This window comes from Vitreoscilla massiliensis (assembly GCF_001457815.1).
Classification (GTDB): domain Bacteria; phylum Pseudomonadota; class Gammaproteobacteria; order Burkholderiales; family Neisseriaceae; genus Vitreoscilla; species Vitreoscilla massiliensis.
Genome location: NZ_LN898221.1, coordinates 824,888 through 842,166, shown reverse-complemented (window position 1 = coordinate 842,166; position 17,279 = coordinate 824,888). Strand labels below are relative to the sequence as shown.

The window sequence follows — 17,279 nt, the reverse complement described above, 5'->3', positions numbered from 1 at the left end:
ACTGCCACTTAAGCAAATTTGCCCTCGTACCGATTCCCATCTGCGGCAGATGTATATATACTCCGTTTGAGTATATTAGGAGAGCAGCATGCATTACAGCTTACCGCAGCCGTTGATTCTACCGATGGTACAGGCCGCATTGTTGGAAGATTTGGGGCGTCGCGCCGATGTGACGTCGGAAGCCGTCATTGCCGCCGCGCAGACCTGCCAATTGCACATCGTCGCGCGCGAACAAGGCGTACTCTGCGGCATAGATTTGGCGCGCTTGAGTTTTGAAGCGATGGGCGTGGGTTTGGCGTTTGAAACCAAGGTCAATGATGGCGATGTGTTGCAACGCGGTGACATCATTGCCACCGTCCAAGGCAATGCCCGCGCCATTTTATCGGCCGAGCGCACCGCCTTGAATTTCCTCACCCATTTAAGCGGCATCGCCACCACCACCCAGCAAATCCAAGCCAGCATTGCTTACACCCAAGCGCAAGTGACGTGCACACGCAAAACCATGCCGGGGTTGCGGGTGTTGCAAAAATTTGCCGTGCGCGTGGGCGGCGGCCGCAACCACCGTTTGGGCTTGGACGATGCCATCTTAATCAAAGACAACCACATCGCCTTGGCTGGTGGCGATTTGAGCGCGGTCATCCAACAAGCCAAGGCCTATGCCGGCCATTTGATACCGATTGAAATCGAGGTCGACAATTTGCGCCAATTGGAAAAAGTATTGCAAGAAGGCGTGTCCTTGGTCTTGCTCGACAATATGAGCGTCGAAGATTTGCGCACCGCCGTGGACATGTGCCAAGGTCAGTGCCAAACCGAAGCCTCAGGTGGCCTCAATCCTGACACCGCCGTCATCGTTGCCGAAACCGGTGTCGACTTCTTGGCCATGGGCTATGTCACCCACAGCGCCCGCTATTTGGACATAGGCATGGATTATTTGGACTGATTGGCTTGTAACAAGCGGCCTGTAAACACTGTTAGAGGTTTACAGGCCGCTTGGTTATGTGTGCAGCTGTGCAAATGTCTGTGCGGTATGGGCAACACATCATGTGGTCTTTGCTGCCTTAGTGCGCATTTGCCATCAGAACAGTAGCGGTTTCTTAAACATGGTTCATGTGTGTGGCTGTCTGCGTGTCGTCTATGTTTGTTGTCATGTTTCAAGTCGGTACATGCTTCTTAGGCATGGCACACTGTGTGTTTTGATGATGAAAAACATGAAATATCGCGGCATTTGTTGAATTTAAACGGCATTTAAATCTATTATCAACTATAATCATGGACTTAATTTGGACTTGCTGGGAATGAAATATGCATAAATTATTGCGCGTGGTCGGTTTTTTGGAAGGCATTTCGTTTTTGTTATTGCTGTTTGTGGCGATGCCGATGAAATATGTGTTTGAAAATGCCAGCTTGATACCGCCTATGGGCATGGCGCATGGGGTGTTGTTCTTGCTGTTTTTGGTGGTGTTGTTTGTCAGCTGCCATGTCAACAAATGGCCGTTATCGGTGTTTGTGATGGGTTTGTTGGCGGCCATTTTGCCGTTTGGCCCGTTTGTGTTTGATGCCAAACTCAAGCAGCGCGAGCCTGTGCAAGCCTGATAGTTGTCATAGAAACATACAAGCGGCCTGTAAACCTAAACAAGGGTTTACAGGCCGCTTGCTATTAAGGCGAGCATCTAAAACAACAATACAGCCTTAAACATCCGCAATGGCTTACGTTCAGCCTAATTGCGACTGCGCAATCGGTATTGTTTTAACTCGGCGATGCTGAGCATAGGCAATTGGTGCGCTTGGGCATAAGCGTGCAATTGCGCGCCGCGCATCATGGTGCCGTCTGGGTTCATCAATTCGCACAATACCGCCGCGGCGGGAAAACCTGCCAACAGCGCCAAATCCACCGAGCCTTCGGTGTGGCCGCCGCGTTCTAACACGCCGCCATCGCGGGCGCGCAGTGGGAACACATGGCCGGGGCTGACCACATCGCCGCGCTTGGCATCGGCGGCGATGGCCGCTTGGATGGTGGTGACGCGGTCTTGCGCCGATACATCGGTGGTGACGCCGGTTTTGGCCTCTATGGACACGGTAAACGCGGTGCTGAAACGGCTGTGGTTGTCTGCCACCATCGGAGCCAAGGCCAAATGGTCGGCGAGGGCATTGCTCAGGCACAAACAAACAATGCCGCTGCCGTCGCGTATCATTTGCGCCATCACTGGCACGCTTAAGGTTTCGGCGGCAATGATCAAATCGGCTTCGTCTTCGCGGTCGTGGTCGTCGAGCAAAATCACCGGTGTGCCAGCTTGTATGGCGGCGATGGCGCGCGCGATGGCTGCGGGCATGTGGGTGGGAATGGTGTGTTGGTTAGGGTTGGCAACAGCGTGTGCTGAGGCGTTTTGATACAAATCAGTCATTGAAATGCTTTCGTTAAGTTGAAAAAACATTTCAGAGCCAAGAAATGCACAGCGAGACTTTTTGCGCACGCAAAAAGCCTGTTGTGTGTCTTCTTTCATCCGGACTGTGACCGTCGGCTTTGGATTTACACCAAATCTGCCATAAAGGCTCGTGGGCTTGCTGTGAGGCTTACCACCGGTGGGGAATTACACCCCGCCCTGAAGATGGCGACCACTATACGCGCTTGGTTGCAAGATTTGTAGCCCCAAAAATGGCAATACTGTGTTGCAGCATGCATGGGCCGAGTCTCGTGGCACGGCTGTCATGTGCGGTATCTGTTTGTTTTGTGAGCCAATAGCAGCGACTCAATCAGGGTTTACAGGCCGCTTTAATAGGGTATGTATCAAACTGGAAAAATTAATCGCCGCTTGTGAATGGGTGAGCTTGGGATAGGCCAAGGCCATGTCGACGGTCGGCGTCGGCGCGCTGATGCTGCGGTAGCGCAAGCCGCTGATTTGCAATTGCTTTGCCGATTCTGGCACCAAAGTCACGCCCAAATTGGCCGCCACCAGCGACAAGATGGACACGATTTGCGGGGCATTTTGCCACATCTTCGGTTCAAAGCCATGCGCAAAACAGGCTTCGCGTATGGCATCAAACAGCCCTGAGCTGACGGTGGCGGGGGAGACAATGAACATGTCGTGTTGCAGCAAACCCAGGGGAATTTCCGTCATCGCTTGGCAAGGGTGTTCGGTCGGTAGCGCGGCCACCATGATTTCGGTGAGCAAGATTTGCATGTTCAAATCGGGCGGGGTGGTTTGCGGCGGGCGCACCACGGCGATGTCGAGCTCATCGCGTTGCAAACGCTCCATTAAAATCAAGGAATTGGCTTCCGATAATTGCAATTGGATGTTGGGGTATTGTTGCTGAAACAAACGTATCACCCGCCGCAGCAAGGGATGGAGCATGGCCGTGCCGGTATAGCCCAAGCGCAGCGTACCGAGCGAGCCATTGGCGACTTCTTGGGTGGTGGTCACAGCGGCCTGTAAACGCTGCTCTATCGGTTTCACCGCTTGATAAAACGCGCTGCCGGCGGCGGTGAGCTCGGCGCCATTGGTGGTGCGGTAAAACAATTCCGCGCCTATTTCCTGCTCTAATTGCTTGATTTGCATCGACAGCGGCGGCTGGCTGATGCCCAAACGGGCAGCAGCGCGGGTGAAGTTTTGTTCCTCTGCCACCACCAAAAAATAGCGTATGTGTCGCAATTCCATTTGAGTCCTATATATAAAAAGTATCAACTATTCAATATCTATATATTAGACATATATCACCCGAATTGCTATCGTAAACACCATGTTGATAGGCCGCTTGTTGCGGCATTCGGATGTTTAAAATGGCTTCTACCACCGTCGGCGCTGCCGACCGCAAAACCTTAAACCAAACCACGGGCAGCATAGCCGCACCCAAATGGACACGCATCGGTACCCCGACTTACACCAAGGCGCGCATCGCCTTGTTCTTGCTTGGCTTTGCCAGCTTTTCAATGATTTACTGTGTGCAACCGCTGTTGCCACAATTCACCAGCAGTTTCAACATCAGCCCTGCCAACAGCGCGCTGGCTTTATCGTTGACCACTGGTTTTTTGGCCGTGTCCATCGTGTTATCAAGCGCGTTTTCACAGGTATTGGGGCGCAAGAAATTGATGTTTGTGTCCATGTTCATCGCCTCGATTTTGAACATCGCCACCGCCTTGACCCACGATTGGAATACTTTAATCGTCATCCGCGCCTTAGAAGGTTTTGTATTGGGTGGCGTGCCTGCCGTGGCCATGGCTTGGGTGGCGGAAGAAATCCATCCCGATGATTTGGGCAAGGCAATGGGGGTATTGATTGCCGGTAATGCCTTCGGCGGCATGATGGGCCGTGTTGGCATGGGCATGTTGCTGGAGTATTTCTCATGGCAAACCGCGATGTTGACCTTGGGCGTATTGTGCTTGGCTTCAAGTTTGGGCTTCTTGGTCTTGTTGCCAGCCTCGCAAAACTTTGTCGCCCAAAAACACTTTCAAATGTCGTTTCATCTGCGCGCATGGGGACAACACCTTCAAAACCGTCGCTTGTTAACGCTGTATGGTTTGGGTTTCTTATTGTGCAGTATTTTTGTCACCACGTTTAATTACATGACTTTCCGCTTGTCGGGCGAGCCGTTTGCCCTGAGTCCTACGCAAATCTCATGGCTGTTCTTGTGTTACAACATCGGCATGGTGGCGTCGTCTACCGCCGGCAGCATGGGCAAGCGCTTTGGCCAAAAACAAATATTGATGTTTGGTTTTGTGTTGATGTTGCTGGGCGTGTTGATTACCTTAATGAGCAATTTGCCCGCCATCATCGTCGGCATCGCCATGGTAACGTTTGGCTTCTTTGTCACCCATTCTATTGCCAGCAGCTTGGTTGGCGCCGAAGCCAAAACCACCAAAGGCCACGCTTCTTCCTTGTATTTGCTGTTTTACTATTTGGGCTCCAGCAGCATAGGCTCGATAGGCGGCTGGTTTTGGATTAACGGCGGTTGGCTCGCCATCGTCGCTCTGACTGCCATCTTGTGCATCGCCGCCATGGCATTGACACAAATGAAGATAGGCAAGGCCACCGCTTAACAATACGAATGCACATGAATAAAGCGGCCTGTAAATGTTTACAGGCCGCTTTTTATGGCTTAACACTGCAAGCGCAGGTTTACTTGGTGGTGGTCATCAAGCGCAGGAACAATTGTGGCGAGATGCCGAGCAATTCCATCAAGGCTTTGTAATAGGTGCAGTCTATCAGGTATTGGCACGTGTCCAATACGCGCAGCAGCGCTGAGGTACAAAAGGCGTAATCGTATTGTGGGACATTGGCCAATAATTCAGGTGTAAATAATTTTGGCATTTCCGCACGCAAAAAGGCGACGCTGGCCGACACAAACAAGGGCGGAATTTTTTGGCGCAAGTGCACTTCACCGATGTGTTGGTGTATTTTGACGAATTCGGCGTCAAACGGCCCGCTGAACAACATGTTCATCCAACGCATGTGGGTTTGCTTTAAAGTATCGACGCGTCCCTCTACGAACGGACTCATCGCATCAGAAGCCAAAATGCGTTCGTAGAAAGACTCGGTTAAAGCAGGGATGTGCGGTGCCACCAACGGCGCCAAGGCCTTCAAACAGGCCACATTATCATTGGCCAAACCATTGTGACCGAGAAACTCTGCAAAATCGGCATCGCTGGCTGGATTAACGAGCAATTGCATTTTATATCCTCATGATTTATTTGTGGAAACGCTGTATTTTGATGCATCTGAAATGGTCAAGGTTTGATGCAAATCAATTTAGAGTTGGAAACTTTATAAACTGTTTAACCTAGAAATGTCAGGCCCATCTGGCTGGGTTTTCAGCGCTGGTAGGTGTGCAGATGATGTTATTAATGTGTTGAATAAACAACAGTTTGTGGTATTGGGTGTGGCTGCTGCCGCGACCGTACACAATAAGATAAGCCTGTGCTGCAGAGGATGAGGCTCAGGAAGAATCAAACTTATTGTTGGTCGTGTGCTTGGGCAGTGCTCTTGTTTAAGTTTAATGCGGCCTGTAACTTGCTTTTTAAGCCAGCCATGTCCATGCCATATCGCTGCTACACCGTGATACCTGCTACCGAGCACACCGATGATAAAACCCAAATTGCCCATTAAACCCCACACACTAACCATACCTAAGGCCACCTCTCTGGCTTTGGTCACGCATTGGCGGGTAAGCAAGCCATGGTTATTGGGCATGGTGTTGGTGCAATGCATCGCTTGGCTGTGTGCTTTTGTGCAGTGTGAAACAGCGCTGCATGTGTGCTTGAATCGGCTCATGGGTTGGCAGCTGTACACAGGGCTATGTGATTTAAGCCACTTGTTGCGTTACCAAGTGTTCATCGCTGGCAGGCTGGGCTTGCTGTTGTGGGTGGGCACCGTCATATGGATGCTGAAAGTGGCACCCGCCACCGTGCGCACATGGTTGTTTTGGTTCAAACACGATCCTGATTTAAAGCGGAACTTGGAATATGCCTCTGATGGTTGGTTGTCGGGTTGGGGACGCTGGGATGGAGTGATGCGCTGCTTGGCTGTGCTGCTGGCCATTATGATGTGGCTGCTTTTGACCATGGCCAGCATTGATGCGTCTTTAAATTATCCAAAATCTTGGTATGGATACATCGAAGGTGCAGCCATCGACAGCCACAACCTTGGTTTGTTGCTGAGTGAGTATTATTTTCCAACTTGGTTTGTCATCCACATCGTCATGGGTTTGCTGCGCTTATGGTTGCTTGCCAATGTCGTAATCTATCTGAGCTATGTGTGGATGCGCATTACAGGCCGCTTGCATCAGGCGCATGAAAGTGGCCTGTAACTTGCTCATAAGATATCGTCATATAGCCACGCATAGGTGCCTCCGATGCAAACCATACCGATGATAAAACCCAAGCTGCCGCTGAAAACCACCAAAGCCATGTCTGTTTCCCAGCGACTGACCCTGACCCTGCATTGGCACATCGTCAAACCGTGGTTATGGGGCACGCTGCTGCTGCAAGGCATCGCATGGCTGTGTGCTTATGCGCAGTGTGAAACGACTGTGTTTGCAGGCGTGAATCGACTGCTGGGATGGCAGGTGCGCTCAGGGCAATGTGATTTAAGCCAATTGTATTCTTACTATGTCTTGAGTGCGTTTATCGGCAGTTTGCTGTTGAGTGTGGGCATAGGCTTCTGGATGTTAAAACAGGCGCCGGCAAGTGTGCGCGCATGGTTGTTTGCGCTCAAACACGATGCTGATTTTAAGAATGATATGGAATATGGTTTTCACAGCATCATGTTGGGCTCTGCATGGTGGGGCATGATAATCGGCGTGTTCTGCTTGCTGTTGTTCACGGGCTTGGCTTGGGGAATGTCGCTCACGCATGTGCGGGACTTACTCCATGCGACCGCTGGTGCTGCCTTGGACCGTGACAATGTGAGGCTGTTGCTGCTTGAGCATTATCCCATTTGGCTCATTGCCAGCTTGGGCTTTGCTTGGGTGCGCTTATGGCTGCTGAACAATATGGTATTGTTTCTGTGCTATGTGTGGATGCGCATTACAGGCCGCTTAAATGAGGAGTAAGAAAGCGGCCTGTAAGCTGGAATCATCTATATTGTGATGCAGATTGTTGTGTAGTGGGGCATACAACGTGTCTGCACATCTTCGCGCACAGACTTAATGCGGCCTGTAAATCCTTAACGTGATTTACAGGCCGCATTGATGATAGCGATGAGGTGTTATTCTGCTTCAGGTGGCTGCAAGGCCGCTTGCTCACGTGCTTGCTCACGCGCTTGGCGGCGCAACACATACAAATACAAACTCTCAACTTTTTCGCGCGCCCATGGCGTGGTGCGCAAGAATTTCAACGACGATTTCACGCTCGGGTCTATGCAAAAACAGCGAATGTCGATTTCACGGCTAAGACCATCAAAGCCGCCATAGTATTCCAGCAATTCGTCTAAGATATCGGCAAGCTTCTTGCCGTGGAGGGGGTCTTTGGAGGAGTGATTCATTGAGTATGGTTTCTATTGGGAATGCTAGATAGAGATAATAACTTAGGTAAGAGATGGGTAAAAAAGCGTCCTGTAAGGTTTACAGGACAGATGTTATTTGAATTGAATTACATGATTATAATCTTTGTTTATTAATTCATAAAAAGCTGATTTATTCATGGAAATATCATTCAGGAGCTGGTTTAGTAAGTCGGGGGTTAATAAATCAATACACTGTGAGATTAACATAGGTTTTTCTTGTTGGATTAAGTAATCTTCTTTTTCTGTAATGGCTTCACCTTTTCGTTTTAATGAGATGACTGCGCTTTTGTACTGTGCATCGCTTATAATATTCAATTTGTGCGCTCGGTATAAAATGGCAGCTTTACTGACTTTCCATTCTAATTTGAATTCTGAAAGAAACTCCCAATTGATTTGACTGCGCCTAAAAATATACCTACTGAAATCAGTAAGCATAATCTCTTTTGGCAATAGAAATGCCGCACTAAACGAATTTGCTTCGCTTTCTGTCAGGTTGTCTCCAGTTTCAATAAATCGATGCATAATCAAATGCCCAATCTCATGAACAATATCGAATCTATTTCGGCAAGGAGATTCTTTAGAAGTATTTCTTAATATCAATGGGCGTTGGTTATCTTTAAATACAGATAGAGCATCAACTTTTGTATCGATATCTGTCATTTCTAATACAAATGCGCCATTGCTTTCAGCAAGTAGAGTGACATTAGAAATAGGGCCTAGTCCTAATTTCCAATGCTCACGAGCTTGTAATGCAATATTTTCAATATGCTCATTTACAATATAGGGAATATTTATTTTAGGAAGATTTAAATAATTCTCTAAATTCTCAATTATAAAATTAATTAGCTCTAATTTAGAAACAGTGGTTTTTTTTAAAGAAATAGGAGTACTTTTTAATTTTCTAAAATGTACTTTTTCTAATGGAATATCACTTAACTGTTTTGTTTTATAAAAAAAATCAGTTTTAACTCCAAATAAAATGGATAACTGTTCAATATGTGATTTACTTGGCTCGCGTTGACCTGTTTCAAAAAGATGAATGGATTGCTTTGAAATTTCTAATTTCAAAGCAATTTCATCAAGTGAAAGTTTGTTTGCATGCCTTAAAGTGCTCAAACGATTTGGAATAAAGCTATCAAACTCATTGTGAATGCGTATGGACATGGTTTAATTACTATTTTTTAACGAGATAATAGGATTATCAATTTCAACTACTGGCTGAGAAGGCGAGTATGGGGTGGTAATTTCAGGGGTAGAAATCATTTCATCTCGTACATATTTATATTCAGCTACAATTGCTTGAGTTTCTAAATTGTATCCACGTATAAAGATGGAGAAATTAACAGTATCTTCAAAATAAATATCATCAACTTCTATAAGCCAAGTGATAATTTCAACTGAATTTTCAAATTCAACAAAAGGTAAGAGTTCATTTTTATTATATTTTGCTACTTTGCTTAATTTGGTTTGAGGATTTGCATGGAGTGAATGGACTAATGTCCTAAACTCGTGGCCATTAATTCTAAATATGAAATTGCTAGTTGGGTCGATAATTTGAACTAAATCATTTGAGTCAGCGTAGTCTGATATTGCACGATTTAAAACATCTACTCGAGCTGTACCTCTAGTTTGCTCAGTTGAACAGAGATGTTTCATTGATATGTAAACATTTTCAAACTCATTCAATCTAGCTTCGACCAGCGAGCATAAATTTTTAGATATTGATTCATCTATATTTAGTAATTTGTTTACAGAGTACATAAATTGAATACCAAAAGCTGCTAGAGATGGATGAATTTTATTGCTAAATTTAAAAAACGTCAACTTAATGTTGCATATATTTAATTTTGTAAACTGTGTTACTCAAACAAATCCCCCAACAGCCCCTCTCTTTCCCCAAACATCTCCTCTTGCCGTGCATAAGCCTCGATGCTGAGGTCTTCGGTGACGGTGCAGCAGCAGGGCAGGCATTCGTCTGAGCCGACAAAAGCCAGTGGCAGCTCGCTGTAGCTGACGCTGCCTTTGAGGATTTTGGTGCGACATGAGCCGCAATAGCCCTCGCGGCACTGGTATTCGACATCGTGACCAGTGCGCTCTAGGGCTTCAAGCAGAGTTTCGTTTTCGCGCAGCGCAAACGATTTGTCGCAAGTGGTGATGATGGCCATTACAGCTCGAAATCGCCTAAGTCGTCGGCCGACAATTCAGAATCAATCTGACCGATGAGGTAAGAGCTTAATTCCACTTCTTGCGGTGCCACTTGCACATTGTCGCTGGAGAGCCACGCGTTAATCCACGGAATCGGATTTTGGTTGGCGCCTTCAAATGCGGGCTGTAAGCCAACGGCAATCATGCGCAAATTGGTGATGTACTCGATGTATTGCCCCAAAATGTCTTTATTCAGGCCGATCATAGAACCGTCTTTGAACAGGTATTCGGCCCATTCTTTTTCTTGCATGGCGGCGCGTTTGAACAAGTCGTAACAGTCTTGTTCACATTCAGCAGCCACTTCGGCCATTTCAGGATCGTCTTGGCCTGAGCGCAACAGGTTCAAAATGTGTTGCGTGCCAGTGAGATGTAAGGCTTCATCGCGGGCAATCAATTTGATGATTTTGGCATTGCCTTCCATCAATTCGCGTTCGGCAAAGGCAAACGAGCAGGCGAACGACACATAAAAACGGATGGCTTCCAAGGCGTTGACGCACATCATGCAACGGTACAATTTGCGTTTGAGTTCGCGCAGCGACACGGTGATGGTTTCGCCAGCGACTTGGTGCGTGCCTTCGCCAAACAAATGGTAGTGTTGCGTGGCTTGAATCAAATCATCGTAGTATTGGGCGATTTCTTCGGCGCGGCGAATGATGTATTCGTTGGTCACGATGTCGTCAAACACGGTAGACGGTTCGTGCACAATATTACGGATGATGTGGGTATACGAGCGCGAGTGTATGGTTTCGGAGAACGACCACGTTTCGATCCACGTTTCCAATTCGGGTATCGACACGATGGGCAACAAAGCCACGTTAGGGCTGCGGCCTTGAATCGAATCCAATAAGGTTTGGTATTTCAAATTGCTGATGAAAATGTGTTTTTCATGCTCGGGCAAATTGCTGTAGTCCAAACGGTCTTGTGACACGTCGACTTCTTCTGGGCGCCAGAAAAACGACAGTTGTTTTTCTATCAGTTTTTCAAAAATTTCGTATTTTTGCTGGTCGTAACGGGCAATGTTCACCGATTGACCGAAAAACATCGGTTCCAATAATTGGTTATTGGGGGTCTTGCTGAAAGTGGAATACTTCATGGGCTTTACTTTATATACGCTGAGGCTGAGAACTTACAGGCCGCTTGTATGCGGCCTGTAAACCTAGGAGGACTTAGATTTTGCAGGCACCGCCAGCGCAACCATCGTCTTGTAAGTCTTGTTGTACGTCATCGGCACCGTCGCGGGTGTTATGGTAATACAAGGTTTTCAAGCCATATTTGTAAGCCGAGAGCAAGTCTTTAATCAATTGCTTCATCGGTACTTTGCCGCCGTCAAAGCGGCTAGGGTCGTAATTGGTGTTGGCAGAAATCGCTTGGTCGACGAATTTTTGCATCACGCCCACCAGTTTCAAATAGCCATCGTTGTTTGGCATTTGCCACAACAATTCGTAATCGCCTTTTAAGCGTTCGTATTCAGGCACCACTTGTTTCAAGATGCCGTCTTTAGACGCTTTGACTGTGACCAAACCGCGCGGAGGCTCGATGCCGTTGGTGGCATTGGAGATTTGGCTAGAGGTTTCGGATGGCATCAAGGCGGTCAAAGTCGAGTTGCGCAAACCGTATTTGACGATGTCGGCGCGCAAGCCTTCCCAATCCAAATGCAAAGGTTCGGTGCAGAATGCGTCCAAATCTTTTTTGTAAGTGTCGATTGGCAAGATGCCTTGTGAATATGTGGTTTCACCGAATTTCGGGCAAGCACCGTATTCTTGCGCCAATTTCACTGAGGCTTTTAACAAATAGTATTGAATCGCTTCAAAGGTGCGGTGGGTCAAGCCCAAAGCCGAACCGTCGGAATAGCGCACACCGTTTTTGGCCAAGTAGTAAGCGTAGTTAATCACGCCTATGCCCAAGGTGCGGCGGTTCATTGTTGCTTGGCGCGCTGCTTCGATAGGGTAATCTTGGTAGTCTAATAAGGCATCCAAGGCACGCACGGCCAATTCAGCCCATTCTTCGATGTCGCTGATGTTTTCGATTTTGCCCAAGTTAAACGCCGACAAAGTGCACAAGGCGATTTCGCCTTCTGGGTCGTTGACGTTGTCCAACGGTTTGGTTGGCAAGGCAATTTCCAAGCACAAATTCGATTGACGCACCGGCGCTACCGCTGGATTGAACGGACTGTGGGTATTGCAATGGTCGACGTTTTGGATGTAGATGCGGCCTGTACCGGCGCGCTCTTGCATCAACATCGAGAACAAGTCCATCGCCGATACTTTGCGTTGGCGGATGCTCTTGTCTTGTTCGTACAATTCGTACAAGCGTTCAAATTCGTCTTGGTCGGCAAAGAAAGCATCGTACAAACCTGGCACATCCGAAGGTGAGAACAAGGTGATGTCTTGGTTTTTCAACAAACGTTGGTACAAACAGCGGTTGATTTGCACGCCATAGTCCATGTGACGGACACGGTTTTCTTCCACGCCGCGGTTGTTTTTCAATACCAACAGGCTTTCCACTTCCAAATGCCACATTGGGTAGAACAAAGTCGCTGCACCACCGCGCACGCCGCCTTGTGAGCAGCATTTCACTGCGGTTTGGAACAATTTATAAAACGGAATACAGCCAGTGTGTTGCGCTTCACCGCCGCGGATTTCGCTGCCCAAGGCGCGGATGCGACCGGCATTGATGCCGATGCCTGCGCGTTGTGACACGTATTTTACAATCGCTGAGGCAGTAGCGTTGATGCTGTCCAAGCTGTCATCACATTCAATCAACACGCAAGATGAGAATTGGCGTGACGGCGTGCGCACACCCGACATGATCGGCGTAGGCAACGAGATTTTGAATTCAGAAATCGCATCGTAAAAGCGTTTCACATAGCCCAAGCGCGTGTCTTGTGGGTATTTGGCAAACAAACACATCGCCACCAACATGTACAAGAATTGCGGTGACTCGTACAACTCGCGGGTGACGCGGTTTTGTACCAAGTATTTGCCTTCCAATTGTTTGACCGCACCGTAAGAGAAGGTCAAATCGCGGTCGTGCACGATGGCGGCATTCAATTCATCAAACTCGGCGCGCGAGTAATCGGCCAAAATGTGCCCATCGTATTTGCCATCGGCAGTGAGTTTGGCAACATGGTCGTACAAATGTGGCGGTTCAAACTGACCAAAAGCGATTTTGCGCAAATGGAAGATGGCCAAACGGGCAGCCAAGTACTGGTAATCAGGCGTGTCTGTCGAAATCAAATCGGCAGCAGCTTTGATGATGGTTTCATGGATGTCGTCGGTACGGATACCGTTGTAAAACTGGATGTGGGATTTGAGTTCCACTTGTGATACCGACACATTGCTTAAACCTTCGGCCGCCCAAGTGATGACACGGTGAATTTTATCCAAATCAATTGCTTCTAAACGCCCATCGCGTTTGGTCACTTTAAGCTCGGCGGCTGCGGCTGCATTCATGAATAAATCCTTAAAGTAATATTGGTAAAAATGCTTGACAAATGCCGATAGTGGCTTACTTTCAACATTTGGGAAAACTTGAATCAGACACACGATATAGTGTGTGGTAGAAATTTAGAACACAATATAGGGGATAGCTTGGCACTTGGCAAGATGTAAAAAACTATGGCTTTGTAAAACTGTTTAGCACAGTTTTATTTGACAGGGTTTAACGGTTTGTTTTGCATGATTCTATGCAGCTGGGCTAGATAAATCAGCCTAAAACCGGTGCTGAAAAATTTTTATGATATATTGGTTATTTTGCAACGCTTGTCTAAAACCCGCCTTTGTCAAGGTCTAAAAAAGGATTTGTGATGACTGATTTCACCTTAAACAGCAGCGATTTTTCTGAGAACCAATTGATGGGTGCCACCTTTCAGGCCGACCATCCTGAGTGTGCATCACCGCAATTGAGTTGGAGCGGTGCGCCCGCTGGCACCAAAGGTTTTGCCATTGCCATGCACGACCCCGATGCACCTACTGGTGGTGCGGGTTGGTGGCATTGGATGTTGTTGGTCTTGCCCGCCGATGTCAGCAGTTTGGCGCGTGGCGCCGGTGCGGCCGATGGCAGTGGTTTGCCAGCCGGTGTGCGCCAAATGCGCCACGATGGCGGTGGCCTAGGCTATATGGGCTGTATGCCGCCTGAGGGCGAGCGGCATCGTTACATCCATACCGTGTATGCCTTGGATACCGACCACATAGATTTGCCTGCCGACGCCAGCACGTCGATGGCCGGCTTTATGATCAATGCCCACTGTCTGGCTAAAGCCTCAACACAGCATTTGTTTGAACGCTGATTGAAGTATTAGCGGTTTGACCATGCACGCGGCTCAATATAGTGGCGGCGTGCGTGGCTTTCTGCCATAAATTGGGGTTTATTGGTAAAAATATGCCATTTAATTTGCTGTTGGGCAGGGTTTGTGGTTTGATGGCTGCAAAGTGGCAGCCTCTATGCCGTAACCGTGTATCAGATTCGTAGGAAGGGTATGAACCAGCAGCAAACGCCACCTCCACTCAAACCTCAGCCTGCGCCGCCGTCATTCAGCGACAAGCAATGGCTGCTGTTTGATTTCTTCGATAAATTCGGTGGTTTGAGTTGGTCTGAGAAGTTACAGGCCGCTTTTTATACCGGTTTCCCACACAAATTGGCCATCTTGGGCAGTTGGGGCACCTTGTTGTTGGGCTGGTTGTATTTGGCTTACATCGGTTTAATCAATCCTGCCATCGTGTTGTTGTCGGTATTGATGTTGTGCATTACCTTGAGTTGGTATTTCGACGCCATGTGGTGGGTATTGCCGTATGCGGCGATGCAAATCTGGGCGGCGGTGCGCACGCCGTACAATCATTATTTATTGCGCCAACATGCGTGGCATGCATGGTGGTGAGTGTGGTATTTGCTCGCTACCCATCTGTTGTACAGCGCGTGCAGATTGCGTTTCTGGTTTAAACACCGCATATTGGTTTCATGCTGATGGCGTGTGTGCTGTTGGTCTGAGATAGACAGAGACATGCGGCCTGTAAACTTTCCCAAGGCTTACCATGAAACCCACTCCCTTGCTCTTAAGCGTGCTCATCGCTTTCACCGCGTTCGCGGCCGAATCCAAATCCATTGCTGTGGCTGACGTGGTGCAGATGCGTGTGCCCCAAGCCAACAACAGCCAAGCCATTGTCTTGCAACAACTGGATGTGCAAGTCGAAATCTTGCCAGCCATCGCGCAAACACAGCTGACGATGCGTTTTTACAATCCCAATTCCCGTCCCTTAGAAGGCGAATTGGTGGTGCCTTTGGCCGAGGGCCAAAAAATCACCGCCATGGCTTTGGACATCAATGGCGAAATGCGGCCGGCCGTGCCTGTGCCCAAGGCGCAAGCGCAGCAAGTGTTTGAAGCCGTTGAGCGTCGTCAAGTCGACCCTGCTTTGCTGGAACAAATCAGTGGTAACCAATTTCGTTTGCGCGTTTATCCGATACCAGCGCAAGGCAGCCGCACCGTGTCGATGACCATCAAGCAAGCCTTAAACATGGCCAACGGCCGCATGCGCTACCAATTGCCGCTGCAATTTGGCAAAGTGGCGGCGGCGCAAGTGCGCATCAACAGCAGCGTCGCTACTGCCGCTGACTTTGCCGTGCCGGCGGGTTTTCAGCAAAGCGATTATCACGCTGGTGGTTTTGTCGCGCAGGCTCGGTTGACGCAGCATGAACTACTCAGTGGCCTGAACTGGGAATTTGCCGCACCCAACAGCGGCCAAGTGTTGTTGCAACAAGTGGGCGCCGAGCGCTATTTCCTCGCCAATATTCCTGTAGCCGACAGCGCCTATGTGCGCACGCCGCCGCAACATCTGGCCATCGTCTGGGATGCGTCTTTATCGCGCCAAGATGCCGATGTGGCCTCACAACTGGCGGTGTTGGCCGCGTATTTTAAAGCCGTGCCCAATGCCCAAGTGAGCCTGCAATAGACATGCGCGTGGTGCTCACTTGGGACAGCGACAATTCCGACATGGATTTGTGGGTGCTCGACCCGAATGGCGAAAAAGTGTATTACGCCCATCCGCAAAGCTACCAAGGCGGGCGCATTTCTCAAGATTTCACTGGCGGCTATGGCCCAGAAGTGTTTTGGTTGAAAGACCCGAAAGCCGGCGAATACGAAATCCGCGCCCATTTTTACGGCGACAGACAGCAAATCGTCACCGGTCCCACCACTGCGCACGTGCGCCTGATTCGCCATTGGGGCAAACCGAATCAAAGCGAACAAATCCTGCGTGTGAAAATGGCGCAAGAACAACAGGGACAAGCGAATCAGGAGTCGGTGTTAATCGGGACGTTTACGGTGAAGTGAGTAAGTTGAGTAAGCTGGAAATATATTGAATCAATACTCATTAAAGCAGGCATGGTAATGTTATAAACGGTAGCCATAGAATAGGGGACTGTGATAAATGTTGAAGAAACAATTATGTTGTAAAAGATTGATGGAATGGCCTGTGGCCGTTTTAGGATTAATTTTGGTCATTCCACTTATCTTAATTTGTATCTGTGTGATTCGCATAACTTCTAGAGGGCCTGCTATATTCAGGCAAGAGCGAGTGGGTTTGCATGAACAAAAGTTTATTTGTTATAAATTGCGAACCATGAATGTGGAGACCAAACAAGCGCCAAGCCATGAAGTACATGAACATGTCATTACACCTATTGGTAAATTATTGCGGCAGACCAAACTAGATGAATTGCCGCAGTTATGGAATATCGTGCGGGGAGACATGAGTTTTGTGGGGCCGAGACCATGCTTGCCCTGTCAAAAAGAGTTGATTCAAGCCAGACGTGCTTTGTCTTTATACGATATACGACCAGGCATTACTGGGATTTCGCAAGTAGCAGGGATAGATATGTCAAATGCAGAAATTTTGGCAAAAAGTGATGCTCGGTATTTAAACGATATGTCCGTGAAGGCCGATGTGAGGTTTATAGTCATGACGCTTTGTGGTAGTGGTAGAGGAGATGCAGTCATCCCTAAGCAATAAGAAAAAACTCAGTTGTTTTAGAATAAAAGCATGGGTATCAATACAAAAAAAAAGCGGCCTGTAACATTTACAGGCC

At 48.3% G+C, this 17,279-nt stretch carries 19 protein-coding genes and 1 riboswitch; of the genes, 10 read left to right on the top strand and 9 right to left on the bottom strand.

Annotated features, from left to right (window positions below):
• Positions 1–88 precede the first annotated feature (88 nt).
• Together nadC and BN3003_RS15575 are read left to right on the top strand one after the other, a co-directional pair.
• Positions 89–940: a carboxylating nicotinate-nucleotide diphosphorylase gene (gene nadC / locus BN3003_RS15580; RefSeq protein ID WP_058357540.1), complete on the top strand. Its 852-nt coding sequence runs from the start codon at positions 89–91 to the stop codon at positions 938–940.
• Between the two features lie 362 nt (positions 941–1,302).
• Positions 1,303–1,593: a DUF3817 domain-containing protein gene (locus BN3003_RS15575; RefSeq protein WP_058357539.1), complete on the top strand. Its 291-nt coding sequence runs from the start codon at positions 1,303–1,305 to the stop codon at positions 1,591–1,593.
• 125 nt (positions 1,594–1,718) lie between these two features.
• Here the strand turns inward: BN3003_RS15575 and ribB are convergent, their stop codons facing one another.
• Both ribB and BN3003_RS15565 read right to left on the bottom strand, forming a co-directional pair.
• Positions 1,719–2,402: a 3,4-dihydroxy-2-butanone-4-phosphate synthase gene (gene ribB / locus BN3003_RS15570; RefSeq protein WP_234333098.1), complete on the bottom strand. Its 684-nt coding sequence runs from the start codon at positions 2,400–2,402 to the stop codon at positions 1,719–1,721.
• An 83-nt stretch (positions 2,403–2,485) separates the two neighbouring features.
• A riboswitch (FMN riboswitch) is annotated at positions 2,486–2,612 on the bottom strand.
• Between the two features lie 135 nt (positions 2,613–2,747).
• Positions 2,748–3,653 carry a LysR family transcriptional regulator gene (locus BN3003_RS15565; RefSeq protein WP_058357538.1) on the bottom strand — a complete coding sequence of 302 codons (906 nt, stop codon included), beginning with the start codon at positions 3,651–3,653 and terminating at the stop codon, positions 2,748–2,750.
• Positions 3,654–3,775: 122 nt separating this feature from the next.
• Here BN3003_RS15565 and BN3003_RS15560 point away from each other — a divergent pair, with 122 nt between their 5' ends.
• Entirely contained in the window at positions 3,776–5,032 is a 1,257-nt protein-coding gene (locus tag BN3003_RS15560; protein ID WP_058358085.1) for an MFS transporter, read from the top strand.
• Between the two features lie 79 nt (positions 5,033–5,111).
• Here the strand turns inward: BN3003_RS15560 and BN3003_RS15555 are convergent, their stop codons facing one another.
• Positions 5,112–5,663, bottom strand: a complete 552-nt coding sequence (locus BN3003_RS15555; protein WP_058357537.1) for a protoglobin domain-containing protein — start codon at positions 5,661–5,663, stop codon at positions 5,112–5,114.
• A gap of 409 nt (positions 5,664–6,072) precedes the next feature.
• On the opposite strand from BN3003_RS15555, the gene BN3003_RS15550 reads away from it, so the two are divergent.
• The gene (locus tag BN3003_RS15550) at positions 6,073–6,798 is read left to right on the top strand and encodes a hypothetical protein (protein WP_058357536.1); all 726 of its coding nucleotides are present in this window, start codon (positions 6,073–6,075) and stop codon (positions 6,796–6,798) included.
• A 45-nt stretch (positions 6,799–6,843) separates the two neighbouring features.
• Positions 6,844–7,542 (top strand): hypothetical protein, encoded by a 699-nt coding sequence (locus BN3003_RS15545; RefSeq protein ID WP_058357535.1) that lies wholly within the window; start codon positions 6,844–6,846, stop codon positions 7,540–7,542.
• Between the two features lie 155 nt (positions 7,543–7,697).
• On the opposite strand, the gene BN3003_RS15540 is transcribed toward BN3003_RS15545, so the two are convergent.
• The 6 genes from BN3003_RS15540 to nrdA all read right to left on the bottom strand — a co-directional run bounded on the left by BN3003_RS15540 (position 7,698) and on the right by nrdA (position 13,651).
• Positions 7,698–7,973, bottom strand: coding sequence for a VF530 family protein (locus tag BN3003_RS15540; RefSeq protein WP_058357534.1), 276 nt, complete (start codon positions 7,971–7,973; stop codon positions 7,698–7,700).
• A gap of 93 nt (positions 7,974–8,066) precedes the next feature.
• Positions 8,067–9,158 (bottom strand): helix-turn-helix domain-containing protein, encoded by a 1,092-nt coding sequence (locus tag BN3003_RS15535; protein WP_058357533.1) that lies wholly within the window; start codon positions 9,156–9,158, stop codon positions 8,067–8,069.
• Positions 9,159–9,161: 3 nt separating this feature from the next.
• On the bottom strand, positions 9,162–9,818 hold the full coding sequence (locus BN3003_RS15530) for a hypothetical protein (protein ID WP_147645455.1): 657 nt from the start codon (positions 9,816–9,818) through the stop codon (positions 9,162–9,164).
• A 35-nt stretch (positions 9,819–9,853) separates the two neighbouring features.
• The gene (yfaE, locus tag BN3003_RS15525) at positions 9,854–10,159 is read right to left on the bottom strand and encodes a class I ribonucleotide reductase maintenance protein YfaE (RefSeq protein WP_058357531.1); all 306 of its coding nucleotides are present in this window, start codon (positions 10,157–10,159) and stop codon (positions 9,854–9,856) included.
• On the bottom strand, positions 10,159–11,292 hold the full coding sequence (nrdB, locus tag BN3003_RS15520; protein ID WP_058357530.1) for a class Ia ribonucleoside-diphosphate reductase subunit beta: 1,134 nt from the start codon (positions 11,290–11,292) through the stop codon (positions 10,159–10,161). Before nrdB ends, yfaE begins: the two co-directional genes overlap by 1 nt.
• Before the next feature lie 73 nt (positions 11,293–11,365).
• Positions 11,366–13,651, bottom strand: a complete 2,286-nt coding sequence (gene nrdA, locus BN3003_RS15515; protein ID WP_058357529.1) for a class 1a ribonucleoside-diphosphate reductase subunit alpha — start codon at positions 13,649–13,651, stop codon at positions 11,366–11,368.
• Positions 13,652–14,004: 353 nt separating this feature from the next.
• Between nrdA and BN3003_RS15510 the strand changes: the two genes are divergently transcribed.
• The 5 genes from BN3003_RS15510 (at position 14,005) to BN3003_RS15490 (ending at position 17,203) form a co-directional block, all read left to right on the top strand.
• A complete protein-coding gene (locus tag BN3003_RS15510; RefSeq protein ID WP_058357528.1) occupies positions 14,005–14,487 on the top strand; it encodes a YbhB/YbcL family Raf kinase inhibitor-like protein in 483 nt (160 codons plus the stop codon).
• A 189-nt stretch (positions 14,488–14,676) separates the two neighbouring features.
• Positions 14,677–15,075, top strand: coding sequence for a hypothetical protein (locus tag BN3003_RS15505; RefSeq protein WP_058357527.1), 399 nt, complete (start codon positions 14,677–14,679; stop codon positions 15,073–15,075).
• Between the two features lie 154 nt (positions 15,076–15,229).
• Entirely contained in the window at positions 15,230–16,144 is a 915-nt protein-coding gene (locus BN3003_RS15500; RefSeq protein WP_058357526.1) for a VIT domain-containing protein, read from the top strand.
• Between the two features lie 2 nt (positions 16,145–16,146).
• Positions 16,147–16,524 (top strand): YfaP family protein, encoded by a 378-nt coding sequence (locus BN3003_RS15495; protein ID WP_058357525.1) that lies wholly within the window; start codon positions 16,147–16,149, stop codon positions 16,522–16,524.
• A gap of 97 nt (positions 16,525–16,621) precedes the next feature.
• The gene (locus tag BN3003_RS15490; RefSeq protein ID WP_058357524.1) at positions 16,622–17,203 is read left to right on the top strand and encodes a sugar transferase; all 582 of its coding nucleotides are present in this window, start codon (positions 16,622–16,624) and stop codon (positions 17,201–17,203) included.
• Positions 17,204–17,279 lie beyond the last annotated feature (76 nt).